Below are 23,766 nucleotides of genomic sequence, written 5' to 3' on the forward strand. Positions count from 1 at the left end.
CGTGGATTTCGAACCATCGGACACCCAACGCGCGCTCCTGGACGCACTGGGCACCCTGCTGAGCCGGCACGCCGGCACCCAGCGCAGCCGACAGCTCGCCGTCCGCGGGGCGTACGACCACGAGCTCGAATCCGAGCTGCGCGCGGCGGGATTCCTCGACCTGTTCGGTGACAGTGGCGCGGGCCCGCTCGAAGCCACCCTGGCGGTCGAACGGATCGGTGCCGAGCTCGGTGCGATCACGCCGGTACCGCATCTGCTCGTGCTGCCCGCGCTCGGGCTGCCGGTGCCCGAGGGGCCGGTCGTCCTGGCCGACCACGAACGGTCGGGCCCCGTACGGTACGGCGGCGAAGCCAGGCAGATCCTCACCGCCGGCACCGACCGGTGCGCTGCCGCCGAGCTGAGTCCGGACGAAGCGGAGCCGGTTCCGTCCGCATACGGCCATCCGCTGGCCCGCGTGGTGCCGCGCCGTGCGGAGGAGCTCGCCCCCGGGACGGCGGGGACCATGGTGCGGTGGTGGCGTGTCGGGGTGTCGGCCGAGGCGCTCGGGATGATGCAGCGGGCCTTCGACCTCACCGTCGCGTACACGAAGGACCGCACGGTGTTCGGCCGTGCCCTCGGTTCGCTGCAGGCGTTGCAGCATCGCCTCGCCGAATTGAGCGTGCTCCTCGAAGGGGCGCGCTGGCTCACCTACGAGGCGGCGTTCCGGGGCGCCACCGCGGAGTCGTCGGCGGTCGCCGCTGCGCACACGATGGCCGCACTGCACCGGCTGACGCGGGAAACGCATCAGATCACGGGCGCGGTCGGACTGACCCGGGAACACGACCTCCACCTCTGGACGCTGCGCCTCCAGGCGCTCCGCGCCGAACTCGGCGGCCTGCGCGCCCATCGGCGTGCCGTGGTGACCTCGCGTTGGGGAGTCGCAGCGGCATGAGCGAACCCGTCGCGTTCACCCCGGATCAGGAAGCGCTCGCCAGGTCCGTCCGGCGCTACTGCGCGGCCAAGTGCACCGAAGAAGTGCAACGTTCGGGACCGGGGTCGTTTCCCTGGCCCTTCTGGCGCGGGCTGGCCGACCTCGGGGTGCTGTCGTTGGCCGTGCCCGGTGAGGGGGGCGGAGCGGGTGAGGTCGCCGCCGTCGCCATGGAACTGGGACGCGCCTTCGCCCCCGGGCCGTTGACCGGGACCGTCTTCGCGGCACGTACGCTGCCGTCCGCGTGCACGCCCCCCGTCGCCGCCGGCGAGCGCCTGGTGTCGTGGGGATGCCCACCGCTGATGCCCTGGTCGCCGCTGGCTGAGGTGTTCGTCGAGACGGACGGCGAGCGGGCCTGGCTCGCGCGGCCGGCCGGTGCGGTGACCCCGGAGGAGACCCTGGGCAACGAGCCGTGGGGACGCGTCGCACTGGAGCGGGTCCTCCCGCTGGACGGCGTCCGGGAGGCGACGGACCTCGCCCACATGACGCTGGCGGGGTACCTGTGGGGCGCGGGCAGGCGGGTACTGGACGCCGCGGTCGAGCATGCGCGCACCCGGGTCCAGTTCGGCCGGGCCCTCGGCACCTTCCAAGCCGTCGCGCATCCGCTCGTGAACGCCGGCCTCGGACTGGAGGCCGCGGAGAAGCTCATCAAGGTCGCCGCGCGGGCCATCGACCAGGGTCACCACCAGGGCTCCGCCCTCGCGTCCGCCGCGCGGCTGTCCGCGTCGAGAGCCGCCATGGAAGCGGCCTTCGTCTCCCATCAGACGCACGGCGCCATGGGCTACTCCGTGGAGGGTCCCGTCGGCCACGTCGCGCAGCGCATCAGGCAACTCTCGATGGTGCCGTCGCACGCGCACCACACAGGCGAACAGGTACTGGCGATGTATGCGGAGGGTGGTCGGGAATGACGCAGGACCAGCAGCGGGCGGCGGACGTCCAAGAACCGGAGGTGCTCTTCGAGAAGCGCGAACACGTCGCCTACATCACGCTCAACCGACCGCACAAGGGAAACTCCCTGACCGGAACGATGATGCCGCAGATGAAGGCCGTATGGAGCGAGGTCCGCGACGATCCGTGGATCCGTGCGGCCATCATCACCGGCGCCGGCGAACGGCACCTGTGCACCGGCGCGGACGTGAACGCCGTCGCCGACCGGGGCGGCATGAGCACCGGCACCGGGCCCCTGACCGACGAGGTCTTCTGGTCGCCGCGGCAGAACCGGGTATGGAAGCCGGTCATCTGCGCGGCCAACGGCCTGGCGGCCGGCGCCGGGCTGCACTTCGTGGTCGACGCCGACATCGTGGTCGCCTCGGAGCAGGCGAGTTTCATGGACACCCACGTCAACGTCGGCCTGGTCGGGGCGATGGAGAACATCGGTCTCGCCAAGCGCCTGCCGCTGGGCTCCGCGCTGCGGATGACCCTGATGGGCAAGGGCTACCGGATGCCCGCGGCGCGCGCGTACCAGCTGGGACTGGTGGACGAACTCGTCGCCCCCGAACACCTCATGGAAACGGCCGACGACATGGCCCGGTGCATCGCCAAGAACTCGCCGGCCGCGGTGTCGCTCTCGCAGCAGGCGATCTGGGGGTCGCTGGAGATGGGCTATGCCCAGGCGTGCGAGTACGGATGGGCGCTCCTGCGGATGCACTGGGCGCACCCCGACGCGCAGGAAGGCCCCCGGGCCTTCAGCGAGGGGCGCGAACCGAAGTGGACCACCGCGGCCGGCAAGGACGACTGACATGGACTTCGGATTCACCCCCGAGGAGGAGGCGTTCCGCGGCGAAGTGCTCGCGTTCCTGGCCGACTACCAGGGAACGGACGGCTACTTCCACCGCGGCGAGAGCACGGGGGAGGGCGTGCGGAGGGTCTACCGGGCGCTCGGGGAACGCGGTTGGCTGTCGCTGTCCTGGCCCAAGGAGTTCGGCGGCAGCGGGCTGTCCCCCGCCTACGAGTTCATCCTGTGGGACGAGATGGCCTACGCGCGGGTCGCCCGGCCACCGATGGGTCCGGGCCTCGTCGCCAAGGCGCTCATGACCCACGGCACGGCCGAGCAGTGCGAACGCCTCCTCCCCGGACTCCGGCTCGGGGAGGTCAACTTCGCGCTCGGCTACTCGGAACCGGATGCCGGTTCCGACCTGGCGGCCGTGCGCACCCGGGCGACCCTGGTCCATGACACCTACGAGATCAACGGCGCCAAGTGCTGGACGTCCAACGCCCACTGGGCCGACGCCATCTGGCTGCTCTGCCGGACCGGAGCCCAGGAGAGCAGATCGCGCGGACTCAGCGTCCTGATCGTTCCCCTGGACCACCCCGGCGTCTCGATCTCCCCGATCCCGACCCATGACGGCGGCCGCCTGAACGAGGTCCGGTTCGACGGGGTCCGGGTACCGGTCGAGAACCGCGTCGGCGCCGAGAACGACGGATGGCAGGTCGTCGCCTCCGCGCTCGCCGTCGAACGGCACGTCCAGTTCCCGCCGAAGCGGCTGCGCAGGGACCTCCAGGACCTCGTCGCCTGGGTGGAGAAGGCGGGCCTGAGCCGCGATCCCGTCGTCCGCCGGCGGCTGACCGGCCTCGCCGTGCAGGTGGCGGAGGTCGAGGCGCTGGCGCTGGCGCTGCTCGACGAGATCATCAGCGGTCAGCCCTCGGCGGTCCCGGCGGCCTACCACAAACTCGCCGGCACCCTGCTCGCCCAGGAGATCGCGCGTTCGGCCATGGAGTTCGGATCGGACGAGGCGCTGATCAAAGACAGCGACGTCGAGTTCATGTGGCGGCAGGCGATCCTGGAAACCGTCGGCGGCGGCACCTCGGAAGTGATGCGCGGACTCATCGCACGACAGGCGTTCGGCCTGGAAAGCAAGGGCTGAGCCCGTCACACCGGTGCCGGTCCCCGGAAGCCTGCGCCCGGTACCGCCCAGGTGACGGACGCTCTCCCGCGACCACCGGGGAGAACGAGCCCTGCCCACCACGGCAACCGCTCCTCGCTCACCCACCCGCAACATCCCGCACGCTCAAGGGAGTCAGGCATGCCCGCTGCACCCTCCCCGTCGTCCCCGCAGAGCCCGGAGAGAGCCGGCGGCTCCGGGACACCACCCACGGCACCGGACACCGCCCTGCTGCGCAAGGTCGCCCTGTCGAGCCTGCTCGGCACCGTCATCGAGTACTACGACTTCCTGCTCTACGGCACGATGGCCGCCCTGGTCTTCGGCCCGTTGTTCTTCCCCGAGTCGAACCCCACGGTCGGCACCATCGCCGCGTTCGGGACACTGGCCGCCGGCTACGTCGCCCGGCCCGTCGGCGGCGTGGTCTTCGGGCACTTCGGTGACCGCCTCGGACGCAAGACCATGCTCGTCGTGACGATGCTCCTCATGGGCGTGGCGAGCTGTCTGATCGGACTGCTGCCCACGTACGCGACCCTCGGCGTCGCGGCGCCCGCGCTGCTCATCCTGTTCCGCATCGTCCAGGGCATCGCCATCGGCGGTGAATGGGGCGGCGCCACGCTGATGGTCGTCGAGCATGCCGACGCACGACGCCGCGGCTTGTGGAACGGCGTGATGCAGATGGGGTCGCCGATCGGATTCCTGCTGTCCAGCCTCGCGGTCAGCGTGACCGCTCTCCTTCCCCAGGACCGGTTCCTGGCGTGGGGCTGGCGCATCCCGTTCCTGTTCAGCGCGGTGCTGCTCGGCATCGGCCTGTACGTGCGCCTGAGCGTCACGGAGAGCCCGCTGTTCCAGCAGGAGGCACGGGCCCGCAAACAGCAGGCCGCGGCGGCACCACGCCGCATTCCCCTGGCACAGGTGCTGCGCGCCCCGCGGGTCCTGCTCCTCGCCTGCGCGGTCGGCATCGGCCCCTTCGCCCTGACGGCGCTGATCGGCACCTTCATGCTCACCTACGCCAAGTCCGTCGGGTACGACACGTCCGACGTGATGTCCGGCCTCACGGCCACCGCACTCACCGGGCTGGTGGCCATACCGTGCTTCTCCGCGCTGTCGGACCGCCTGGGGCGCCGGGCGGTGTCGCTCGGGGGCGCCGCGGGCATCGTGCTGCTGGCCTTCCCGATCTACGCCCTGATCAACACGGGCTCCGTCCCCCTGCTGATCCTCGGCATGGTGCTCGGACAGGTGGTGCAGAACGCGATGTACGCACCGCTGGGACCGCTGCTGTCCGAGATGTTCGGCACCCAGGTCCGCTACACCGGAGCCTCCATGGGCTACCAACTGGCCGCACTGATCGGCGGCGGCTTCACCCCGCTCTTCGCGAGCAGCCGCCTCTCTGCTTCGGGCAGCATCTCCAGCACCCCCCTCGCCGTCCTGGCCATGGTCTGCGGCCTGATCACGGCCCTCGCCATCTGGCGCACCGCCGAAACCCGCGGCCGGGACCTGTCCGAGGACCCGGTCGCCACGGTTCGGAGCAAGGACACGCCCGCACCCCAATGAGCGTCCGCGCCTGACCGGGTGATGGTGCGCGCGGGGACGAGTGTCGGCGTTGGCCCGACCGGCAACGTGGGCCAGCCTCGTCACGAGACGAAGGGAGACACCGAGGCATGGCCGTGCACTGCTTCCCATCCCCGCGTGGCGCCCGCGAGGGTCTGAGGTTTCTGGCACTCGCCGCGCTGACCGCTGCCACCGCGTGTTCCAACGGTTCGGCCCCGACTCCGACTCCGACTCCGAGCGCGACTCCGAGCGCGAGCGCGCGGGCGGGCACGACGATCACCGTCACGGAGAAGGAGTACTCACTGGCCCTCTCACCGGCCCAGGCGACCTCGGGAACCGTCACGTTCGTCGTCGACAACGCAGGCACGGTGGCCCACTCGCTGGCCATCGCGGGGCCCGGGGTGTCCAACGCGCACACCTCGACCATTGCTCCCGGCGGCCGAGCGCGGCTCACCGTCGCCCTCCGACCCGGCAGTTACGAGCTGTGGTGTCCGATCGCCAAACACAAGGAACTCGGCATGGACACCCATCTCCAGGTCCGGGGGAACGGCTCCGCGTCCCCGACGCCCGGTAGCGCCGCGGCGAGCGCGACCAAGCATTAGCGATGGCTTCCGAACCCGGTGACCGCCCGCGCCGCCACAGGGTCACGCGTGTGGTGCTCCAAGTGGTGACCGCCGCCGCACTGGCCGTTGACGCCTACGTACACGTGGACCTCGCCTCCGCCTACGATCCGATCGGGCGGCAGATCAGCCAGGGAACGCTGTTCCGCATCGAAGCGGCGGCGGCGTCCCTGGCGGCGCTCCTCGTCCTGCTCCTCGGCCGACGACGGTCGGTGTGGGCGTTCGCCTTCCTGGTGTCCGTCTCCGCGTTGGGCGCCGTGCTGCTCTACCGGTACGTGAACGTGGGCACGCTCGGTCCGCTGCCGAACATGTACGAGCCGACCTGGTTCCCGCAGAAGACCACCAGCGCGATCGCCGTTGCCGTCGGCGCCGCGGCTGCACTCGTCGGCTTCCGTATCACCGGCCCGCAGCGCCCCGCGTCCACGCGGAGCGCCGCTCCTCGGGACGACGAGGTGGACGGCGGTAACGCCTGATCACGTGCCACGCGGCGCCCCTGTTCAGGGGTGGTGGAACGACAGGTCGTGCTGCTCGCCGAGGACGGCTCGGCCGATGGTGGCCAGGACGTGGTCGTCGTTGTCGTGGAGCTCGTAGAAGGTCAGATCGCGCAGGATGCGTTCCACCGGGCTCGGGCGGATGAGGCTGCGGGCCCCGCACGCGCGGATGACGTGGTGCACCGTCTCTTCGGCGAGGTGCTCGATCACGTGCCAGGCGCGGTTGCCGGCGATCCGGGCCTCGTCGAGCCTGCCCTCGTCCCACAGGTCGGCGACGTGACGCAGCCAGAGGCGGGCGGTGTCGATGTTGACGGCCATGGTGCCCACCCGCTGCTGGACGTGCGGGTCGCCGCCCTTGCCCTGCCGTTTCAGATACCCCAGTCCGTATTCGTACGCGGCCAGCGCGCCGCCGAGGAAGCTCGCCGCGTAGTGCGGGATGAACGCGGTCTGCCACTGCCCGTCGAGGTAGCCGCCGGGACGGCCGATGAGGTGTTCACGCGGGACGAAGGTGTCCTCGAACCGCACCACGTGGCTGACCGTCGCCCGCATGCCGATCGGGTCCCACCACGAACTGTCCACCGTCACACTCGGGTCGGAGAGGTCGCAGGCGAGCAGCAGGAGCTTCCGGTCGGCACCTCGGGCGTGCCGGGCTCCACCGGGGCCGGCCGGATCGACGAGCAGGATCGCCCACCGGGCGCCGGTGGCGCCGGTGGCGAACGCCTTGCTGCCGCGCAGGGTCCAGCCACCGGCCACCGGGGTCAACATGGTGCCGAAGCGGTGGCTCTCGCCCGGCTTCGGTGCCTGCGGTTCGCCGCTCCAGGCACCCCAGACCTCCCCCGCTTCGACCACGCCGGCGAACCAGCGTCGTTTCTGCTCCGGGAGCGCCAGCGCGTCGATGAGGACGAGGGAGTTGGCGTGCCCTTCCCAGCAACGGGCCAGGGACAGATCGGCCTTGGCCAGTGTGGTGGTCATCTCCCACAGCGGCAGGGTGTTGCGCTGCTGCGGACCGTAGCCCAGGCCGCCGTACGCGCGGGGCACGGTGGCGCCGAGGAAGCCCCCGGAGAACAGGTCGTCGAAGTCCTCGGTGGGAAATCGGGCCCTTCGGTCGTACTCCTCGGCGCGAGGGGCGAAGGCGTCCTCGGCCAGCTTCGCCACGGCGTCGAGGACCGCCCGGTCGTCTTCGGACACCGGAAGGGAGGCCGGGCCGGTCAGGCGGTCCCGGTCGCCGGTCATCTCGGGTCGGCCCCTTCGGGGCGGTAGAAATGGGCGCGGTACATGAGGTTCGGCATCCGCGCGTCACCGGGGTGGACGGTGTGGACGTCGAGGGTCAGCAGACCGCGGTTGAGGTAGCCGCAGAGGATGGCCCGGCGGGAACCGAGCGGGCCCTCGGCGAGGAACGCCACGGCCGTGGTGGCGTCGATGCTGTCGGCCAGCGGGACGGCGGGCAGGGCGGCGCCGGTGACGGGCCCGTCGGTCAGTGCCTCCTGTGCGGTCTCCGGGGCGCCGCGCTCGGTGATCCGCAGCATGAGCCGGCCGCCGTCGACCCCGGCATCGACCAGGCGGATGCCGGTGGCCGTGGTGTCGAAGTTGATCCAACTGCCGGCCAGCGGCGCCGGATCGACCGTCCGCGGCGTCATGCCCGTCCCTCCGCCCGATGGTAGAAGGAACGGGCCCAGTGGTCGGCGTGCCCGCCGCCGCTGAAGACGCTGGACGTGGTGGCCACCAGGATGCCCGTCTTGTGGTAGGCGAATAAGCCGCTGGGCTAGGACGCGGCAGGTCAGAGGAGTGACCATCGTCTGACCTGCGGTGCAGCATGCATGTTCGGGTAGCTCGCTGCGTCTTCGTGCAGTACGTCGCGGAGATTTGCATGATCGTTTTCCCATTGCTTTCCCAGTTTCCCGCCCGATCGGGTCGGAAGGAGGAAGGCGCGCCGGAGACTGGCAATGGTCTCCGGCTACCTGCCCTCACCACCGCCGACATGATCTCGCTGTACCGAGTGCTGTTGGTCGGCCATGGGTGACGTGGACGAGTGTCAGCGGCCAGTTGGGATTGGCTCTTCGACACTTTCCGTGAAGCAAGGAGTCAGCGCGCAAGGAGGATACGTCGTCGGAGCAGTTCGAAGCCGGCCCGGCCGTAGTGCTGGCGTTTGAGGAGCTTAAAAGTTACGTGGAATCTGCCGGGGTGATCATGTCTCCCAGGTGTAGCTACGAACTTGGGAGATGGCTTGAGCGGCACGACGGTGCTCACGGAGAAGTGGCCGGTGCTCGGCCGGTACGAGCAGGCCCGAACACCAAGTACGTCGGCGACATCACGTACTTGAAGACGGGCGGCGGGAAATTCCTCTACCTGGCCACGGTCATCGACCTACGCTCGCGCCGCCTGGCAGGGTGGGCGATCGCTGACCACATGCGGGCGAGCTCGTCGTCGACGCCCTGGCGGCGGCCGAGCGGACCCGCGGCAGCCTCAAAGGCGCCGTCATGCACACCGATCACGGGGCGCAATACACGAGTGCCGCCCTCGCCGGGGCATGCCACCGCACCGGTGTGATCCAGTCCATGAGCGCCGTCGGCGGCTCGGCCGACAACGCCGCCGCGGAAAGCTTCAACGCGACCTTCAAAAGGGAAAGGGCCTTGACCCTTGATCCTAGACACTGGTTATGCGGCTGAGGCCAGCGTAGTTGACGGTGTGCGGAGTGCTTGTTCGTAGGTTATGGGGGCCGCGGTGTCCGAGGGCGGTGTGACGCCGGACGGTGTTGTAGCGGTGTAGCCAGCGGAACAGGGTGAGCCTGGCCTCGCGCTCGTCGGTGAAGGCCCGTCGTCCCTGCAGGGTCTCGCGTTTGCACGTCGCGTTGAAGGACTCCGTGAGGGCGTTGTCCGCGCTGCGGCCGACCGTGCTCATGGACTGGATCACGCCGATCTGTCGGCAGGCCGCGGCGAAGGACCGGTTGAATCCGCCCTGGGCTCCGTGATCGGTCTGCAGCACCGCGTCGCGCAGGGTGCGGCGGGTCTGCTGGGCGGCGGCCAGGGAGTCGGTGACGAGCTCGGTGCGCATGTGGTCGGCGATCGCCCAGCCGGCGGGAGGCCAGGTCGATGACGGTCGCGAGGTAGAGGAACTTTCCGCTGGTCAGCGGGACGTAGGTGATGTCCCCGACGTACTTCGTGTTCACCGCCTCGGCGGTGAAGTCCCGGCCGATCAGGTCCGGGGCCTTCGCGGCGGCCGGGTCGGCGACGGTGGTGCGATGGCGACGACGCAGGCGCAGGCCCACCAGGCCGATGGACCGCGCATCACACGGGCGACACGCTTGTGGTTCACGCGCTCGCCGCTGTCCTAGCGGAGTTCAGCGTTGATCGTCGAGACGCCGTAGGTGCCGTCGGATTCCCGGTGGGCCCGGCGTATTCGCGCCGCGAGTTCCGCGTCCGCGGCCTGCCGGGCGGCCCGGGCGGGAGCGGTGGATCGCCAGTAGTAGAAGCTCAAGCGGGCGATCCTCAGGATCCGGCACAACCGCTTGACGCCGTATCGGCGCTGGTGATCATCAACGAACTGGCAGCGGTTCAGGAGCCGTAAGAAAATTACTGGTGGTTTCACCTCAACTTCGGTGCGTGGACTGGTATATGGGCTCTCATGGGGATATCAGATGAGGTCTTGGCGGTGTTGGATGTGAAGTTCGCCGCGGTGCTGCCGCACCTGGATGAGCGCCAGCGCCGCTTGTATCTGGCCTCGGAAGCCGGGGCTCTGGGGTACGGCGGGAACGTGGCCGTGGCCAGGCTGGCGGAGGTCTCCGAGTCGACCATCGCGCGCGGGCGCGAGGAGCTGGCGGGCGGGGCAGTGACGCTGGGGCGGGTGCGCAGACCCGGCGGTGGGCGCAAGTCTGCCGCCGAGCGCGACCTGGGCCTGGTGACGGCACTCGAGACGCTGATCGAGCCGCGGGAGGTGGGCGACCCGGTCTCTCCGCTGCGCTGGACCACCGCCTCGCTGCGCGACCTGGCCCGAGAATTCGCCCAGGCAGGGCACCCGGTCAGCGCCCCGGTGGTGGGCAGCCTGCTGCACGGGATGGGGTTCAGTCTGCAGGGCATGGCCAAGATCCGTGCCGGCAGCCAAGTTCCCGACCGCGACGCCCAGTTCCGGCGCATCAACACCACCGTCGAACAGTTCCTGGCCCAGGGCCTACCGGTGGTGAGCGTGGACGCGAAACAGAAGGAGCCGATCGGCGAGTTCGCCCGCCCCGGCCGCACCTACCGGCCCAAAGGAAGACCGATCACCGCCCCGGACCACGACTTCACCGACCCGGACACCCCGATGGCCATCCCCTACGGCATCTACGACCTGGGACGCGGCACCGGCTGGGTAAACGTGGGCACCGACCGCAACACCGCCGCCTTCGCAGCGGAGTCGATCCACCGCTGGTGGAACCACCAAGGCCGCCTCGATTACCCCACGGCCACCCGGCTGCTGATCACCGCGGACGCCGGCGGGGCGAACGCGGCGGACTCTGTCCTGTTCAAGATGGACCTGGCTGCTCTGTGCGACGCGACCGGCCTGGCCGTCACCGTCCTGCACTTCCCGCCCGGGGCTCAATGCCGTTGCTTGAACTCGTCAAGCAGTTCCCAGTGACGTTGGAGAAGCGGGGTCGTTGGGCTCGGTATGCATCCTTGGGTGGGATTGTCCGATCATGTGCGACTGGGTGTGGTGACCCGATGGGTGCCCGGAACTGGTCGCCAGGGTGCTGGAGAAGTGCGGAGTCCGGGACAAGAAGCCCGGTGCACTACCGGCCGGGTTCATGGTCTAATTCACGCTTGCCTTGGCGTTGTTCCAGCAGGATTCCTATGATGACGTTGCGGAGCAACTGGTGGGTGCTGTCCGTGAGTTGAGCGGGAGGATCCCGAACAAGTCCTCGTTCACGCGGGCGCGCAAGCGTCTGGGGCCGCTGGTCCTGGAGGCTGTGTTCCGTGAGCTGGCCGGCCCGTTGGCCCCCATCAGCTTGGAGGGCGCCTTCTACCGCGGGATGCGGTTGGCCGCGGTAGAAGGGTTCGTGCTGGATGCGCCGGATACGACAGCCAACCGGGCTGCGTTCGGCGGCCCGGTCAAGAACGGGCAGCCGGCGGGTTTCCCTCAGGTCCGGGTGGTGACGCTGACCGAGTGCGGCACACATGCGCAGGTCGATGCGGCGGTGGGCGGATTCAGCGGAGGTGAGCGGGAGCTGGCAATCGCTCTGGCTGGCTCGGCGAGCGGGATGTTGGTCATCATGGACCGGAACTTTCCCGGGGTAGCTTTGTGGAAGGCGTACCTCGGGGCCGGGGCGCACTTGCTGATCCGGGCTCGTTCGCCGGTGGCACATCGGCCGGTCGAGCATCTTCCCGACGGTACCTACTTGGCCAGGATGAACCTGGCCGGGCAGAAGGGCGCACACCACGGTGGGGTGCTGGTCCGGGTGATCGAGTACCGCGTCGACGGCGGTGAGGTGGTCAGGTTACTTACCGATCTGCTCGACCCGGTTGCCTTTCCGGCGACGGAGTTGGCTCGGCTCTACCATGCGAGGTGGGAGGCGGAGTCGGCGTTTCGGCAGATCAAGACCTTCCAGCGCGGGCCGGCCGAGGTTCTGCGGTCGGGCGACCCGGATCTGGTGCGGCAGGAGGTCTGGGCGCACCTGGTCGTGTACCACTGCCTCATGCGGATCATCATGTCCCTGGCCGACGACAACGGCATCGATCCGGTCCGGGTCTCGTTCGTCAAAGTCCTCAAGCGCACGCGGCGCAGTGTGGTCCGTCAGTGTGCGGACACACCCGAGAAGATCAAGAAGTTCCTGGCCATGCTGGCGGCGAGGGTGCACCGGAAATTCGACAACGGCGCCAGGCGCCTGCGCGAGGCGGACCGGCACCTCAAACGGCCGGACTCGAAGTACTCTTCCAAGCTCTCCTACCGGATCAACACCCGGGACAGGCAGCCGACACGGCGCGTTGCCCCCAAGGTCATCACCCTGCAGCCGACGATAGTTCACTGACTCAAGCAACGGCATTGGCCCGGGGCTTCGAAATGGAACAAGGTCGAACACCGCCTGTTCTCCCGTATCACCCACAGCCTGCGCGGGCAGCCGCTGACCAGCTACGAGGTACTGCTCCAGCCCATCGGCTCCACCCGCACCAGCACGGGACTGAGCGTCAGCGCCGTCCTGGACGAGAACGACTACCCCACCGGGCGCAAGCTCACCAAAGCCGAGCGCAGGGCCGTCGAACAGCGCGTGGAGCGCGACGCGTTCCACGGGGAGTGGAACTACACCATCGCCCCGCGCGACCCCGACCAGCACCTGCCGAGCGCACCGGAGCACGAGCCCGCGCCCGCCATCCCGCCGGAGGCCACCTTCCTGCTCACCCACCCTGCCCTGACCGGCATGACCCGTGATCGGTTCGACCAGCTCGTACTCCAGCTCGAACCCTGCCGCCAGATCCTGGCCGAGGCCGAGCGCCAGGCCGAGGGCCGAGACGGCCGCGGCCGCAACCCCGGCTTTGGCATCCTCGACCACCGCCACCGGATCCTGGCTGCCGTCCTCAGCAGCCGCAACACCGTCGCCCTCACACTGGTCGGGGAGTTGCTCGGCCGGGACCGGAACACGATGAGCTACCACGCCACAAGGACCAAGCCGCTATTGGCCTACGGCGGTCCGGAGCTTGCCATGCTCCTCACTCACCAGACCCGTCCACCACGCACACTCGAAGCCCTGAAAAGCGTGATCGAACAGCACAACGACATGATCAAAGACGGCAGTAGTTAATTTACGGCTCCTCACCAGCGCGTCTCCGTTGCGAAATACCGGGCCGCTTTGCGCAGGATGTCCCGCTCTTCTTCGAGTTCACGGACCCGCTTGCGCGAGGCGGTCACTTCCGCCGAGTCCGCTGCCGAAGTGGCCGGCTGGGCCGCCGAGTGCGAGCCCGGACGCCGCCCGTCGGCGGCCCGTATCCAGTTCCTGAGCGTCTCGGTGTTGACCTCCAGATCAGCCGCGACCGACTTGATCGTCGCTCCCGGCCGTGAGCGGTACAGCGCGACCGCGTCCGCCTTGAACTCCGGCGGATAGTGCTTCATCCCCACAGGGCCTCCGTTCTCCCAGATCCTCAAGATCCAGTGTCTACGGTGTCCCGGACGCGGGGTGAGGGCCCAGCAGCAGGTTGTCGTTGTTGTTGATGATCTGCTGAGGCAGGTCCCCGATGGTGGCGTTCGGCAGTGCGACGACCGGCCTGAACGCGTCGAACTTCATGACGGCCGCGGCCAGCTTGAGCTGGTCGACAGCGGAGCTCACGGTTTTGGCGTCGAGGCCGCTGGGGTCGGTGTAGGTGGTGTCCTACATGCCAAGCGCCTTGGCCTCGTCGTTCATCTTCCGCACGAACGCGGTCTCGGTGTCGCTTCCGGTGTCCCACCGGGCCAGGAGCCGGACGATGTTGTTGCCCGACGGGATCATGAGCATCTTCAGCATGTCCTGCTGGCTGAACTTCGCCCCCCGCCGTCAGGCCTTCGACGCGTGACTCGCCCTCGGCCCGCCCGTCCTGCACGGCCTCGTCGTCGACCTCGATAGTAGGGCCCGTCTTGTCCTTCTCAAGCGGATGCTCCTTGAGGAGCACATACGATGTCATCTCCTTGGCGACACTCGCGATTGGCACCGGTTTCTGCCCCCCCCGAAGATGCCGAGGCTGCCCGTGCCCTGGGCCTGCACGGCACCTTGTCCCTTGTCGGACCACGGAATGTCGAACCGTCCGTCGAACGTGTGGGACGAGGTCGCGGCGGAGAGTGTGAGAGTCACGTCGGGCAGGGGGCGCACCGTCTGCACGGCCATGAGGAGGTGGCCAGGACCAGGGCGATTGGCGTCCAGATCTTGAGCCGACGGACGACGCCCCTGGCCAGGTTCTCGGGCGGCGGCGGGGTGTTGGCGAGCTGTACGAGCATGTGCAGAGGATTCGGCGGTGGGGACGGCTCGGCCCTCCGGCCGCGGCCCGGGCTGAGCTGCGGGGGCGCCCTCGTGCGGTCGGGTGGGCGCGGCCGCCGCTGTCTTCTTCTCATCCGCCGCACCGGGCAGACGGGTGCGGCGGGTCGGCCCCGGGTCGACTTGCTGACGTGGTCAGTGACGGCGGAGTCGGCCCGCTCGGCATCGCTGTCGTCCTCAGCGACGTCATCAGGGCCGTTCTACTGTGCGGACTTGCCGTCCTCGATGTCGTCGTGCGTGTCGGTCTTTGCTACAGTTCGTCCGTCGTCGGCTTCGTCTATCTGGCTGCCCTCCGCAGTGGCCTTGCCCTCCTGGCCTCCGGAGCGGTTCTCGGCGCAAGGGTTGGAGATCGTCGAACTGTCCTCGGCGACAGGGTGGCCGTGCCATACGTGGCGTCCCGTCGTGCCGCCCCTGCGTCTGCCCATGTCGGAATCTCGGTTTCGTTGTCGCATGTCCCGGGTTGCTGGTCGGGCACGACACGCTCTCCGCTTCCAGTCACCGAACCGTTGCCGGGCGGCGTCGTTTTCGGGTGAGGCGCTGGCTTCTCCTCCTGTTCCGGATCGGGCAGCTCGCCCATTGCGTCATCTGTGACCCTAACCGGCCCCGAAGGACTGGCAGTTGTCGGTTTGGACTCCGGTGAATCCGACGGTCGTGCTTCCGGTGCGCGGGAGGGCTCGGTACGAGGATCGCCTCCGCTCGCGGAGGTTCCTCCCGAGAGTCGCTGCCGCTCCGGCTTGTCGGGGTCCTCGCCCACTGTTGGTGTCTCACTCACCTGCTGCGTCACCTCCCTTTGTGCTTGCCTGGCCCGGATCCTGCCAGTGATCCCATGTATTCGGCCGGCTTTCGAACGGCGACGGCTCACCGCTTCAGCACCGCTTCCATGACCGCTTTGGCGATCGGGGCGCCCAGCCGACCGCCCGCGATGTCGGAACGGGAGATGTTCATGTCTTTGGGATCGACGAGGACAGCGACCGCGACCGGGGAGGAGCCATCGCTCTGCTTGGCGTAGGAGACGAACCAGGCGTACGGGCGCTCGCCGTTGACGTCGGCGCCGTGCTGGGCGGTGCCAGGCTTGCCACCGACCGTGACGCCGTCGATCTTCACCTTGCTGCCCGTGCCGTCGCTCACGGTGTACTCCATCATCTCCTGCACCTTCTTCGCCGTGTTCTCGGAGACAGCCTGGCTCAGGACCTCGGGTTCGTTCTTCTCGATGGTGGACAGACCATGTCCACGCAGCTCGTCCACCATGTACGGCTTCATCACCTTGCCGCCGTTGGCGAGACCGGCGGTGACCATGGCCATCTGCAGTGGTGTGCTGGTCACGCTGCCCTGGCCCATGCCAGTCAGCGCCGTCTGAGGCTGGTCCAGGTCGCTGGGGTAGCTGCTGGCAGCTGTACGGACGGGGGTGAACTGCTCCTTGTTAAAACCGAACTTCTCCGCCGTTGCGCGTATCTGCTCCTTACCCGTCTTGTGTGCGGCGTCGAGGAAGATGTTGTTGCACGACCACTGCATGCCGGTCTTCATCGAGACCTTGTCGCACTGGGCGTCGGGGACGACGTTGCCGATCTTCGTGCGGCTGAGCGGCAGTTGGTAGGGCGCCGGAATACCCGAGGGGGCATTGATATCGGTGATCGTGCCGTGTTCGAGGGCGGCCGCTGCTGTGAGGATCTTGAAGGTCGAGCCGGGTGGGTAGGCTTCACGGATCGCCCGGTTGCTCAGTGGCTTGTCCTCATCCCGGTCCAGCTCCTGGAAGGCATCTCCTTCCTCGCTCGACATACCGGCGAAGACGGAGGGGTCGTAGGATGGCGTACTCACCATGGCGAGGATCTTGCCGGTGCGGGGATCCAGGGCAACCACCGCACCCTTGGCGTTGAGATCGGCGAGCCCCTTGTAGGCGGCCCTCTGTGCATCCGCGTCGATGGTCGTGACGACATCGCCGCCCCGTGGCTTCTCGCCGGTCAGCGGGGAGAGCGGCCCGTTGAGTAGCCTGCCGTCCTTGCCGCTGAGCACGTCGCCGTGAACGCCTTCGAGGAAGGTCGCGCCCTGCGCCTGGGAGAAGTAGCCGGTGACCGGCGCGTACATTGGCCCGTCTGTAAAGACGCGCTTGTACTTGAGGTCCGATCCGGAGGTCTGCACGGAGTCGGTGATCGATTGACCGCCGACGATGATGTTGCCGCGGGGCTTGGCGAAAGCCTCGATCTGCACCCGCCGATTGTTCGGGTCGCTGGCCAGCTCGTCGCTCCTGACGAACTGCACCCAGGTGGCCTGTACGAGCAAGGCCATCATCAGGGCCCCGCACAAGAAGGCTACGTGCCTCAGTGGCTTGTTCATTGCTCTCCAGAGGTCTCTCGGAGGTGGCGGACTTCGCGGGAAGGGCCGGCGCCGGGCCTGGCACCAGCGGTCATGACAGGTCGGACGGGACGGCGAACAGCAGGCCGCGGGCGACAGGCCCGGCGGAGGCACCGCCGGTCGTCCCCTCGACCTCGATGAGCTTCTGGCGGATGCGCGCGACCGCGGCCGGGGCGCTGGTGTCCAGGCCAAACTCCGCCGCCGCTCGCTGGACAGGGAGGGGTGTGCGCAGCTCGTGCGCGACGTTGGCGGCGAAGCGCTTCTGAGCGCCGACGAGCTGCTCCATGCAGGCGAGCATGTTGCCGACGATGTCGGCGAGCTGTTTGAGCTCGCCCGCGGGGGCGTCCAGGGCGATGCGCCCGTGGAGGCTATCGCCGGAGAGCCGCTGTGCCGTACGGGTGATCACCCCTACCGGGCGCAGCACGCGTCTTGCCATCCACCAGGCCAGTGCCATGGCGATGATGGCGAACGCGCCCAGGGCGATCAGTGAGACGGTCAGCAACCGGTTCTGGGCAGCTTTCTCGGCGGCCCGGGCGAAGGTTTCGATGGTCCGGGAGCGTGCATGGTCGCTGGGATCCGCGGGCCCGGGAGAGGCGGGGACGGGGGAGAGGGAGGCGGCCGGTGTGATGCTCCCGGGTCTGACACACACGGCTGTGCTGATCGAGGAATGCAGGCCCTCGCGGACGAGGAAGTTGACCAGGCCGATGAGCATGGCCCCGGCGAGCACAAGCAGCCCGCCGTAGAGCGTGCTCAGTCGGGCCCGTTCTCCTCCGGGCAGCCGGATACGTTTCACACCGGGCCGCCGATGCGGTAGCCGTGACCGGACACCGTCGCGATGACCTGGAGCAAGCCGAGCTTGGCGCGGAGCTTGCTGAGGGCGACTCGTACGACGTTGGTGCCGTGTCCCGCGTGCTCGTCCCATACCTGCTCGATCACCTCGTCGACGCCGACGCGGCGCCCTCGGCGCGCATCAGCACCTCCAGTACCCTGAACTCCTTGCAGGACAAGGCGAGGTAGCGGCTGTCCCGGAAGGCCTGCCGGCGGGCCGTGTCCAAGGTGATGCTCGCGCGCTCGATGACCAGAGGCAGCGCTGGGCAGGCGCGCCTGCCCAGCGCCGATATGTGGACGTGCAACTCCTCGTAGGCGAACAGCTTGGCGAGATAGTCGTCCGCACCCAAGCCCCAGGCCCTCGACGCGCTCACACACGGAACGGGCTGCGGTGAGCATCAGTACGCGGGGCATCAGGCGCTGCTCGACGACGTGCCGGCACACCTCATCGTCGTGCACGCCGGGGAGGCCGACGCGCACGACGTCTGCGGTCAGAGCATCGCGCCGCAGTCCCTCGGCGATCATGTCTGTAGGAACTCCTCATCCTCCACAATCACTATGTGCATGGCGTCAGGTGTACCTGAAGGCGACCTTTCGTCGTTGTAAACCTCTTCGTTAAGAGAGACGAAATGCGGATGTGTGCCAGTCTCCGTGCTGTCGGTGTCCAATGTTCGGACAGGTAGGAAACCATGCGGAACGGCGCAAGTGCGGCATCGCGGCATCGGTCCTGGCAGGGGTGACGTTGTTTGCCACGGCCTGTGCCGGCGGTACGGAAAATTCGGATAACGGCAGCACCGCCAAGAGCTCCCACGCGTCCGGCAAGGGGAAAGAGGTCGACGCCGCGTACAAGTACCGACAGTTTCTGCGTGACAACGGTGCGAAGGTCGAGGAGCCCAAGGACGAGAAGCACGCCATGGCCATCGACGGCGACGCGGAGATGGTGAAAAAGGCCATGAAGGCGTGCGCTGACGTGGATGGTGGCTCGGGCAGGGAGGAGATATCCCAGGCGGACAAGGACAAGCTGCTCAAGTATGCCCAATGCATGCGCAAGAACGGCGTTGACATGAAGGACCCAGAGTTCGCCGACGGCGGGGCCAGATCGGAAGCTTCGACGGTTCCGCAGGGTGCGGAGATAGAGAAGCACGAGAAGGCGAACAAGGCGTGCCGTAATCAGATTGGGGAGTGAGCGTAAAGAGTTCTGCAAGATGCCCGTGACCGCCTCGCTGATCCTGGCGACCGCGCTGGCGGGCGGAGCCGCGGCCGTCTCAACGTCCGGCGACGGCGTGAGCCGCGAGAGCCCTACGGACGGTCTGCCGCAGAAGACCGATTCGGCAAAGCGGCAGGACCTGAGTAGCCGGCCCCAGGCGGACGGGACCCTCGGCTACTCCAAGGAGCGCAAGCTCAATGGCGGGGTGCAGGGCACCCTCACCTGGCTCCCGGACACCGGCACGGTGATCAAACGCGGTGAGCCTCTTTACGAGGCCGACGGCAACAAGGGCCGGCTCATGTACGGCGAGCGACCCATGTACCAGAAACTGAAGGCGGGGGACAAGGGTCCGGACGTCAAGCAGCTCAAGGAGAACCTCTGTGACCTTGGCTAAGGCCAAGGGCTAGCTGTGGAAGAGCAGTTCACCTCCGGCACCGCGGACGCGGTCAAGCGCTGGCAGAAGGCACACGGCCTGAAGCAGACCGGCGAGATTGGCCTGGATCAGGTCGCTTTCGAGCCCGGTTCCGTGCGGGTCAAGAAGAAGGAGGCGGCCGTCGGCGATCAGACGGCCCCCGGCCGGCCGGTGCTGAGCACCACCCGGTCCGGGCGCGAAGTGCAGATCAAACGCGACGCGGCCGAAGCCAACCTCGCCAAGCCCGGCACCCGGGTCGACACCACCCTGCCCGACGGCGTGCGAGTCAAGGGCAAGGTGGTCTCCACCGACCGCAACGTCGACAGTGGGGATGGCAAGGACCAGGGCGGGCAGGGCGAGGCGAAGGTCACCGCACGCGTGACCTTGACTGACCCTGGAGGAGGTGACGGCCTTGACCAGGCGCCGGTCTCCGTCGACATCGAGGGCGAGACGCGCCAGAACGTGCTGACCGTGCCCGTCAATGCCCTGCTCGCGCTGTTCGCCGGAGGCTTCGGCGTCCAGGTGGTGGAGCACGGAGCGGCATGCGAAGTCCCCGTCAAACCGGGAATCTTCGGGTAAGGCAGGGCCGAGATCAGCGGATCCGGCCTGACGGAGGGAATGAAGGTCGGAGTGCCCACGACATCAGCACCGTCGTCGAACTGAACCAGGTCACCAAGGAGTACCCGGGCGGGGTCGCGGCGCTGCGCGGGGAGGATCCGCGGATTGAACGCGAGGAACTGCTCGCGATCGTCGGCCCGTCCGGCTCGGGCAATTCCACGCTGCTGCACATCGTTGGCACCCTGGACCGGCCCACCGCCGGATCCGTCAGCATCGCGGGCCATGACGTCGCGACCCTCTCCGACCGCCGACTGTCCGCCCTGCGCACCGGCATATCGGCCTCGCCTTCCAGTCATTCCACTTCGTGCCCGGGGGCAGCGCCCACGACAACGTCGTCGAAGGCTTGCTCTACTCTGACGGCGGCCTACGTAAGCTCCACGCTGGCGGCCACTTACGGCGCAATCTGTGGCCACGGTTTTCCCCACGTACGGCATGGGGTCCCCGGGTGCGGCCAGATTTCTCCCCGCTCTCTCCGAGTAGTCCCGCTCGGCGACGCTGGAGCGGGTGAAGAACAGCAAGGAAGTCATGGAGATTCTTGAGGCGTACGACCTCACGGGGAGTTACCGTGCCGCGGCCGAGTTGGCCGGGTGCGACCACCACACGGTGGCCCGGTATGTGAAGATGCGGGCTGCCGGGCAGCAGCCCGACAAGCGCCGGCACCGGGGCCGGCAGATCGACGGCTATCTGCCGAAGATCGAGGAACTGGTGGTCCGCTCGCAGGGCAAGATCCGTGCGGACGTGGTCCACAAGAGGATCGTCGCGATGGGCTTCTCGGGCGGGGAACGCACCACCCGCCGCACCGTCGCCGAGGCAAAAGCCCAGTTCAGGGCCGGTCGGCGGCGGGTCTATAGGCCATGGGTGACTGAGCCGGGGCTGTGGATTCAGTACGATTTCGGCGACGGTCCGGTGGTCAAGGGACTCAGGACCACGCTGTTTTGCGCGTGGCTGGCCTGGTCCCGGTTCTGCGTCGTGATCCCGATATGGGACAAGACACTGCCGACGATCACGGCGTGTTTGGACGCCACGTTCCGCAGGATCGGCGGCATCCCGGCCTACGTGCTCACGGACAATGAGAAGACGGTCACCACCGACCACGTCGCCGGGATCGCGGTGCGCAACCCGGAAATCGTCGAGGTCGCGAGGCATTACGGCACGACCATACGCACGTGCTTGCCGGCGGATCCGGAGACGAAAGGCGGGTCGGAGTCCACGGTGAAGATCGCGAAGGCCGATCTTGTGCCGAAGGACGTGAATCTGCGGGAGCACTACCAGACGTTCGGCGAGTTGGAAGCGGCCTGCCGTCAGTTTTGCGACGAGGTCAACTCCCGTGTCCACAAGGCGACTCGACGCAAACCCGTCGAGCGGCTCGCCGAGGAGGCCCACCGGTTGCACCCGCTGCCGAAGAGTCCGTTCACCGCGGCGTTCGGCACCACCCGCCGGGTCTGCTGGGACTCCACGATCTCGGTGGGTCTGCCGCACGATCGGGTGACATCTGAACTGGCCTGCCCTGTGGGGCGGGTGGGAAGGATGTCGCTGTGCCCAAGCCTTACTGATCGTTTCAGAATGCGGTGCGTAGTCGTCTCAAGTAGATGATGCTGCAGGCGAGTTCGAGGAGCCCTTGGTGGAGGTCGGCGCGTATCTCGTAGTGGGTCCGCAGGCGTTTGAATTGGTGAAGTGAAGCCAGGCGAAGGTGCGCTCTACCACCCACCGGGTCTTGCCCAGGCCGGAGCCGTGCGGAGTACCGCGGCGGGTGATCTTCGGGGTGATGCCGCGCTTGCGGATCAGGCGCCTGTACTTGTCCACGTCGTAGCCGCGATCGGCGAACAGCCTCCGCGGCCGGTGCAGTGGGCGGCCGCGCAGTCCTCGGATGCGGGGGATGGCATCCAACAGCGACATCAGCTGGGTGACGTCGTGTCGGTTGCCGCCGGTCAGCGACACGGTGAGCGTGCCGTGCCGATCGACGATCAGATGGTCCTGGCTGCCCGGCCTGCCCTGATCGACCGGCGAAGGCCGGTGGGAGCCCCCCTTGAGGGCTCTGATATGAGAGCCGTCCACTGCCGCGTCGTCCATCTCCTGCAGAGCGGACCTGCGGAGCTCAACCAGCAACGTCGCGTGCAGGCGGGGCCACACGCCGGCCTCGGTCCAGTCCCGCAGACGGCGCCAGCAGGTCACTCCACTGCAACCGATCCACTCGGCCGGGGCATCCCGCCAGCTCACCCCTTTGCGCAGCACATAGACGGTGCCGGCCAAGGCAACGCGGTCGTCCACCGGAAGCCTGCCGGGGAAGCGGCGCCGCCGCGGCGGATGGGCCGGGAGCAGCGGGACTATCCGCTTCCACAGATCATCAGAAACAAGTCGGACACCCCGCAGCCCCTGCCCGACGTCGCCCTCAACTACCAACCACCACACCAAACTCATTCTGAAACGATCAGTTATCCCGAAGAGTTCCGTGAGGACGTCGTGCGGGTTGCGAGGAACCGTGGCCCGGGGGTGACGGTCGAGCAGGTGGCCAAGGACTTCGGCGTCCATCCGATGACGTTGTGGAAATGGATGCGCCGCGCGGACATCGACGACGGGTCCAGGCCGGGAACGACCAGTCAGGAGAGCGCGGAACTGCGGGATGCACGTCGGCGGATCAAGCTGCTGGAGCAGGAGAACGAGGTCTTGCGCCGGGCGGCAGCCTATCTTTCGCAGGCGCATCTGCCGGGAAAGGATCTACCCGCTCGTGAAGGAGCTGGCCGGGGACGGGGTGCCCGTCACGGTGACGTGCCGGGTGCTCAAGCTCGCCAGACAGCCCTACTACCGCTGGCTCGAAAAGCCGGTGGCCTCCGCTGTCCTGGAGGAGGCATATCGCGCGAACGCTCTGTTCGACGCTCACCGCGATGATCCGGAGTTCGGCTACCGGTTCCTTGCCGATGAAGCCCGTGGCGCCGGAGCCGGGATGGCGGACCGGACTGCCTGGCGGATCTGCCGGGACAACCGATGGTGGAGCGTCTTCGGCAAGAAGCGCGGAAGGAGCAAGAAGGCCGGCCCGCCGGTGCACGACGATCTCGTGAGCCGTAACTTCACCGCGTCCGGCCCGAACCGGCTGTGGCTCACGGACATCACCGAACACGCCACCGACGAAGGGAAGTTGTACCTCTGTGCGGTCAAGGACGTCTTCAGTAACAGGATCGTGGGCTACTCCATCGACGCGCGGATGAAGTCCCGACTGGCTGTGACCGCCCTGGACAACGCCGTGGCCCGACGCGAGCACGTCCACGGGTGCGTTCTGCACAGCGACCGCGGTTCGCAGGGCGGATTCAACCGGTCGTCGTAACACCGGCTTGTGCTGATCGTAGATGATCATTGAGGGCTTCCGCAGGGGTCTTCCAGGCGAGGGTGGGCGTCCTTCATGGCCACGGCCCCATAGCCGCCCAGCGCGGGGCCGTTCTTGGTCCGTGGGATGGTGCCGTGACCCTCGGCACGCGGCAGGTGAACGAGCATCGTGTAGCGGGTCGTTCGTTCCACGACAGTCCCGATCGCCGACCGGTTCAGCCCGATAATCAGGTCTCCTTCCCAGTGGCCGGGCACGGCTCGGTCGACCGCTTCGGCGGGCCGCTGGCTGATCACCACCTCCTCGGTGACGTGGCCGCCCGGCTTGTTGCGGGACCTTGCCCGGGGAACGCGCAGGGCGCGGCCGGTGCGCAGGCAGGCCACGGGCTCTCGCTTGAGGCCGCCGCGGCTCTCGACGTAGAGGGACTGGTAGATTGCCTCGTGACTGATGCGCATGGACTCGTCCTCAGGAAAGTCGATCTTCAGTCGGGCTGAAATCTGCTCCGGGCTCCAGGCGTTCGCCCACCGGCGATCGCCACGATGGGGCTTGTTCCGCCCCTTCC

At 68.2% G+C, this 23,766-nt stretch carries 23 protein-coding genes and 9 pseudogenes; 18 read left to right on the forward strand and 14 right to left on the reverse strand.

The annotated features are described in order from the left end of the window. Window position 1: 1 nt before the first annotated feature. The 7 genes from ACLJT4_RS16955 (at window position 2) to ACLJT4_RS16985 (ending at window position 6,490) form a co-directional block, all read left to right on the forward strand. The gene (locus tag ACLJT4_RS16955; protein ID WP_411123153.1) at window positions 2–931 is read left to right on the forward strand and encodes an acyl-CoA dehydrogenase family protein; all 930 of its coding nucleotides are present in this window, start codon (window positions 2–4) and stop codon (window positions 929–931) included. Further along, window positions 928–1,875 carry an acyl-CoA dehydrogenase family protein gene (locus ACLJT4_RS16960; protein ID WP_411123154.1) on the forward strand — a complete coding sequence of 316 codons (948 nt, stop codon included), beginning with the start codon at window positions 928–930 and terminating at the stop codon, window positions 1,873–1,875. The genes ACLJT4_RS16955 and ACLJT4_RS16960 overlap by 4 nt, the downstream gene beginning before the upstream one ends. Continuing rightward, complete coding sequence (locus ACLJT4_RS16965; protein WP_411123155.1) at window positions 1,872–2,705, forward strand: enoyl-CoA hydratase/isomerase family protein; 834 nt, start codon at window positions 1,872–1,874, stop codon at window positions 2,703–2,705. The genes ACLJT4_RS16960 and ACLJT4_RS16965 overlap by 4 nt, the downstream gene beginning before the upstream one ends. A 1-nt stretch (window position 2,706) precedes the next feature. Further along, a complete protein-coding gene (locus tag ACLJT4_RS16970; RefSeq protein ID WP_411123156.1) occupies window positions 2,707–3,831 on the forward strand; it encodes an acyl-CoA dehydrogenase family protein in 1,125 nt (374 codons plus the stop codon). 159 nt (window positions 3,832–3,990) lie between these two features. Beyond that, window positions 3,991–5,400 carry an MFS transporter gene (locus ACLJT4_RS16975; protein ID WP_411123157.1) on the forward strand — a complete coding sequence of 470 codons (1,410 nt, stop codon included), beginning with the start codon at window positions 3,991–3,993 and terminating at the stop codon, window positions 5,398–5,400. A gap of 107 nt (window positions 5,401–5,507) precedes the next feature. Then, on the forward strand, window positions 5,508–5,999 hold the full coding sequence (locus ACLJT4_RS16980; protein WP_411123158.1) for a hypothetical protein: 492 nt from the start codon (window positions 5,508–5,510) through the stop codon (window positions 5,997–5,999). Between the two features lie 50 nt (window positions 6,000–6,049). Next, window positions 6,050–6,490 (forward strand): hypothetical protein, encoded by a 441-nt coding sequence (locus ACLJT4_RS16985; RefSeq protein WP_411123159.1) that lies wholly within the window; start codon window positions 6,050–6,052, stop codon window positions 6,488–6,490. A 24-nt stretch (window positions 6,491–6,514) separates the two neighbouring features. Here the strand turns inward: ACLJT4_RS16985 and ACLJT4_RS16990 are convergent, their stop codons facing one another. Together ACLJT4_RS16990 and ACLJT4_RS16995 are read right to left on the reverse strand one after the other, a co-directional pair. Further along, the gene (locus ACLJT4_RS16990; RefSeq protein WP_411123160.1) at window positions 6,515–7,741 is read right to left on the reverse strand and encodes an acyl-CoA dehydrogenase family protein; all 1,227 of its coding nucleotides are present in this window, start codon (window positions 7,739–7,741) and stop codon (window positions 6,515–6,517) included. Beyond that, window positions 7,738–8,145, reverse strand: a complete 408-nt coding sequence (locus ACLJT4_RS16995; protein WP_411123161.1) for a hypothetical protein — start codon at window positions 8,143–8,145, stop codon at window positions 7,738–7,740. Before ACLJT4_RS16995 ends, ACLJT4_RS16990 begins: the two co-directional genes overlap by 4 nt. Before the next feature lie 646 nt (window positions 8,146–8,791). On the opposite strand from ACLJT4_RS16995, the pseudogene ACLJT4_RS17000 reads away from it, so the two are divergent. Next, window positions 8,792–9,132, forward strand: a pseudogene (locus ACLJT4_RS17000) (transposase); the annotation flags it as partial. 19 nt (window positions 9,133–9,151) lie between these two features. Here ACLJT4_RS17000 and ACLJT4_RS17005 read toward each other — a convergent pair. Continuing rightward, window positions 9,152–9,559, reverse strand: a complete 408-nt coding sequence (locus ACLJT4_RS17005) for an integrase core domain-containing protein (RefSeq protein ID WP_411123162.1) — start codon at window positions 9,557–9,559, stop codon at window positions 9,152–9,154. Between the two features lie 276 nt (window positions 9,560–9,835). Beyond that, window positions 9,836–9,982, reverse strand: a complete 147-nt coding sequence (locus tag ACLJT4_RS17010) for a hypothetical protein (protein ID WP_411123163.1) — start codon at window positions 9,980–9,982, stop codon at window positions 9,836–9,838. A gap of 147 nt (window positions 9,983–10,129) precedes the next feature. On the opposite strand from ACLJT4_RS17010, the pseudogene ACLJT4_RS17015 reads away from it, so the two are divergent. From ACLJT4_RS17015 to ACLJT4_RS17025, 3 genes and pseudogenes are all read left to right on the forward strand, one after another. After that, window positions 10,130–11,077: pseudogene (locus tag ACLJT4_RS17015) on the forward strand (ISAzo13 family transposase); the annotation flags it as partial. Between the two features lie 229 nt (window positions 11,078–11,306). Beyond that, window positions 11,307–12,506, forward strand: coding sequence for an IS4 family transposase (locus ACLJT4_RS17020; protein WP_411123164.1), 1,200 nt, complete (start codon window positions 11,307–11,309; stop codon window positions 12,504–12,506). A gap of 30 nt (window positions 12,507–12,536) precedes the next feature. Beyond that, window positions 12,537–13,274: pseudogene (locus ACLJT4_RS17025) on the forward strand (ISAzo13-like element transposase-related protein); the annotation flags it as partial. 11 nt (window positions 13,275–13,285) lie between these two features. Here ACLJT4_RS17025 and ACLJT4_RS17030 read toward each other — a convergent pair. The 8 genes and pseudogenes from ACLJT4_RS17030 to ACLJT4_RS17065 all read right to left on the reverse strand — a co-directional run bounded on the left by ACLJT4_RS17030 (window position 13,286) and on the right by ACLJT4_RS17065 (window position 18,217). Continuing rightward, window positions 13,286–13,582, reverse strand: a complete 297-nt coding sequence (locus ACLJT4_RS17030) for a transposase (protein WP_411123165.1) — start codon at window positions 13,580–13,582, stop codon at window positions 13,286–13,288. A gap of 43 nt (window positions 13,583–13,625) precedes the next feature. Next, on the reverse strand, window positions 13,626–13,796 hold the full coding sequence (locus ACLJT4_RS17035; RefSeq protein ID WP_411123166.1) for a hypothetical protein: 171 nt from the start codon (window positions 13,794–13,796) through the stop codon (window positions 13,626–13,628). 42 nt (window positions 13,797–13,838) lie between these two features. Continuing rightward, window positions 13,839–13,970 (reverse strand): hypothetical protein, encoded by a 132-nt coding sequence (locus ACLJT4_RS17040; protein WP_411123167.1) that lies wholly within the window; start codon window positions 13,968–13,970, stop codon window positions 13,839–13,841. Between the two features lie 320 nt (window positions 13,971–14,290). Then, on the reverse strand, window positions 14,291–14,437 hold the full coding sequence (locus ACLJT4_RS17045) for a hypothetical protein (protein ID WP_411123168.1): 147 nt from the start codon (window positions 14,435–14,437) through the stop codon (window positions 14,291–14,293). A 237-nt stretch (window positions 14,438–14,674) separates the two neighbouring features. Next, window positions 14,675–14,899, reverse strand: coding sequence for a hypothetical protein (locus ACLJT4_RS17050; RefSeq protein ID WP_411123169.1), 225 nt, complete (start codon window positions 14,897–14,899; stop codon window positions 14,675–14,677). Between the two features lie 433 nt (window positions 14,900–15,332). Continuing rightward, window positions 15,333–16,805 carry a peptidoglycan D,D-transpeptidase FtsI family protein gene (locus ACLJT4_RS17055; protein ID WP_411123170.1) on the reverse strand — a complete coding sequence of 491 codons (1,473 nt, stop codon included), beginning with the start codon at window positions 16,803–16,805 and terminating at the stop codon, window positions 15,333–15,335. 70 nt (window positions 16,806–16,875) lie between these two features. Then, complete coding sequence (locus tag ACLJT4_RS17060) at window positions 16,876–17,616, reverse strand: histidine kinase dimerization/phospho-acceptor domain-containing protein (protein WP_411123171.1); 741 nt, start codon at window positions 17,614–17,616, stop codon at window positions 16,876–16,878. Further along, window positions 17,613–18,217, reverse strand: a pseudogene (locus ACLJT4_RS17065) (response regulator transcription factor). Before ACLJT4_RS17065 ends, ACLJT4_RS17060 begins: the two are co-directional and overlap by 4 nt. A 101-nt stretch (window positions 18,218–18,318) precedes the next feature. Here ACLJT4_RS17065 and ACLJT4_RS17070 point away from each other — a divergent pair. From ACLJT4_RS17070 to istA, 5 genes and pseudogenes are all read left to right on the forward strand, one after another. Continuing rightward, the gene (locus ACLJT4_RS17070) at window positions 18,319–18,837 is read left to right on the forward strand and encodes a hypothetical protein (protein ID WP_411123172.1); all 519 of its coding nucleotides are present in this window, start codon (window positions 18,319–18,321) and stop codon (window positions 18,835–18,837) included. Window positions 18,838–18,856: 19 nt separating this feature from the next. After that, window positions 18,857–19,252, forward strand: coding sequence for a hypothetical protein (locus ACLJT4_RS17075; RefSeq protein WP_411123173.1), 396 nt, complete (start codon window positions 18,857–18,859; stop codon window positions 19,250–19,252). 15 nt (window positions 19,253–19,267) lie between these two features. Then, the gene (locus ACLJT4_RS17080; RefSeq protein WP_411123174.1) at window positions 19,268–19,849 is read left to right on the forward strand and encodes a peptidoglycan-binding protein; all 582 of its coding nucleotides are present in this window, start codon (window positions 19,268–19,270) and stop codon (window positions 19,847–19,849) included. Between the two features lie 62 nt (window positions 19,850–19,911). After that, window positions 19,912–20,243, forward strand: a pseudogene (locus ACLJT4_RS17085) (ATP-binding cassette domain-containing protein); the annotation flags it as partial. A 149-nt stretch (window positions 20,244–20,392) separates the two neighbouring features. Beyond that, a pseudogene (istA, locus tag ACLJT4_RS17090) lies at window positions 20,393–21,388 on the forward strand (IS21 family transposase); the annotation flags it as partial. 58 nt (window positions 21,389–21,446) lie between these two features. Here istA and ACLJT4_RS17095 read toward each other — a convergent pair. Then, a pseudogene (locus ACLJT4_RS17095) lies at window positions 21,447–22,258 on the reverse strand (IS5 family transposase). Here ACLJT4_RS17095 and ACLJT4_RS17100 point away from each other — a divergent pair. Together ACLJT4_RS17100 and ACLJT4_RS17105 are read left to right on the forward strand one after the other, a co-directional pair. After that, window positions 22,193–22,486 (forward strand): annotated as a pseudogene (locus tag ACLJT4_RS17100) (transposase); the annotation flags it as partial. The pseudogenes ACLJT4_RS17095 and ACLJT4_RS17100 sit on opposite strands and share 66 nt — an antisense overlap. Before the next feature lie 127 nt (window positions 22,487–22,613). Beyond that, window positions 22,614–23,207, forward strand: coding sequence for a DDE-type integrase/transposase/recombinase (locus tag ACLJT4_RS17105; protein WP_411123175.1), 594 nt, complete (start codon window positions 22,614–22,616; stop codon window positions 23,205–23,207). Window positions 23,208–23,272: 65 nt separating this feature from the next. Here ACLJT4_RS17105 and ACLJT4_RS17110 read toward each other — a convergent pair. Continuing rightward, window positions 23,273–23,766: pseudogene (locus ACLJT4_RS17110) on the reverse strand (IS30 family transposase); the annotation flags it as partial.

It is taken from the genome of Streptomyces sp. x-19 (assembly GCF_046549115.1).
Classification (GTDB): Bacteria; Actinomycetota; Actinomycetes; order Streptomycetales; family Streptomycetaceae; genus Streptomyces; species Streptomyces albulus_C.

Bases quoted from the DNA above. Each gene is read 5' to 3' on its own strand.
- ACLJT4_RS16960 (WP_411123154.1), top strand. From the start codon at position 928: ATGAGCGAACCCGTCGCGTTCACCCCGGATCAGGAAGCGCTCGCCAGG.
- ACLJT4_RS16965 (WP_411123155.1), top strand. From the start codon at position 1,872: ATGACGCAGGACCAGCAGCGGGCGGCGGACGTCCAAGAACCGGAGGTG.
- ACLJT4_RS16970 (WP_411123156.1), top strand. From the start codon at position 2,707: ATGGACTTCGGATTCACCCCCGAGGAGGAGGCGTTCCGCGGCGAAGTG.
- ACLJT4_RS16975 (WP_411123157.1), top strand. From the start codon at position 3,991: ATGCCCGCTGCACCCTCCCCGTCGTCCCCGCAGAGCCCGGAGAGAGCC.
- ACLJT4_RS16980 (WP_411123158.1), top strand. From the start codon at position 5,508: ATGGCCGTGCACTGCTTCCCATCCCCGCGTGGCGCCCGCGAGGGTCTG.
- ACLJT4_RS16990 (WP_411123160.1), bottom strand. From the start codon at position 7,741: ATGACCGGCGACCGGGACCGCCTGACCGGCCCGGCCTCCCTTCCGGTG.
- ACLJT4_RS16995 (WP_411123161.1), bottom strand. From the start codon at position 8,145: ATGACGCCGCGGACGGTCGATCCGGCGCCGCTGGCCGGCAGTTGGATC.
- ACLJT4_RS17005 (WP_411123162.1), bottom strand. From the start codon at position 9,559: ATGCGCACCGAGCTCGTCACCGACTCCCTGGCCGCCGCCCAGCAGACC.
- ACLJT4_RS17030 (WP_411123165.1), bottom strand. From the start codon at position 13,582: ATGAAGCACTATCCGCCGGAGTTCAAGGCGGACGCGGTCGCGCTGTAC.
- ACLJT4_RS17040 (WP_411123167.1), bottom strand. From the start codon at position 13,970: ATGCTGAAGATGCTCATGATCCCGTCGGGCAACAACATCGTCCGGCTC.
- ACLJT4_RS17045 (WP_411123168.1), bottom strand. From the start codon at position 14,437: ATGCTCGTACAGCTCGCCAACACCCCGCCGCCGCCCGAGAACCTGGCC.
- ACLJT4_RS17050 (WP_411123169.1), bottom strand. From the start codon at position 14,899: ATGGGCAGACGCAGGGGCGGCACGACGGGACGCCACGTATGGCACGGC.
- ACLJT4_RS17055 (WP_411123170.1), bottom strand. From the start codon at position 16,805: ATGAACAAGCCACTGAGGCACGTAGCCTTCTTGTGCGGGGCCCTGATG.
- ACLJT4_RS17070 (WP_411123172.1), top strand. From the start codon at position 18,319: ATGTTCGGACAGGTAGGAAACCATGCGGAACGGCGCAAGTGCGGCATC.
- ACLJT4_RS17075 (WP_411123173.1), top strand. From the start codon at position 18,857: ATGCCCGTGACCGCCTCGCTGATCCTGGCGACCGCGCTGGCGGGCGGA.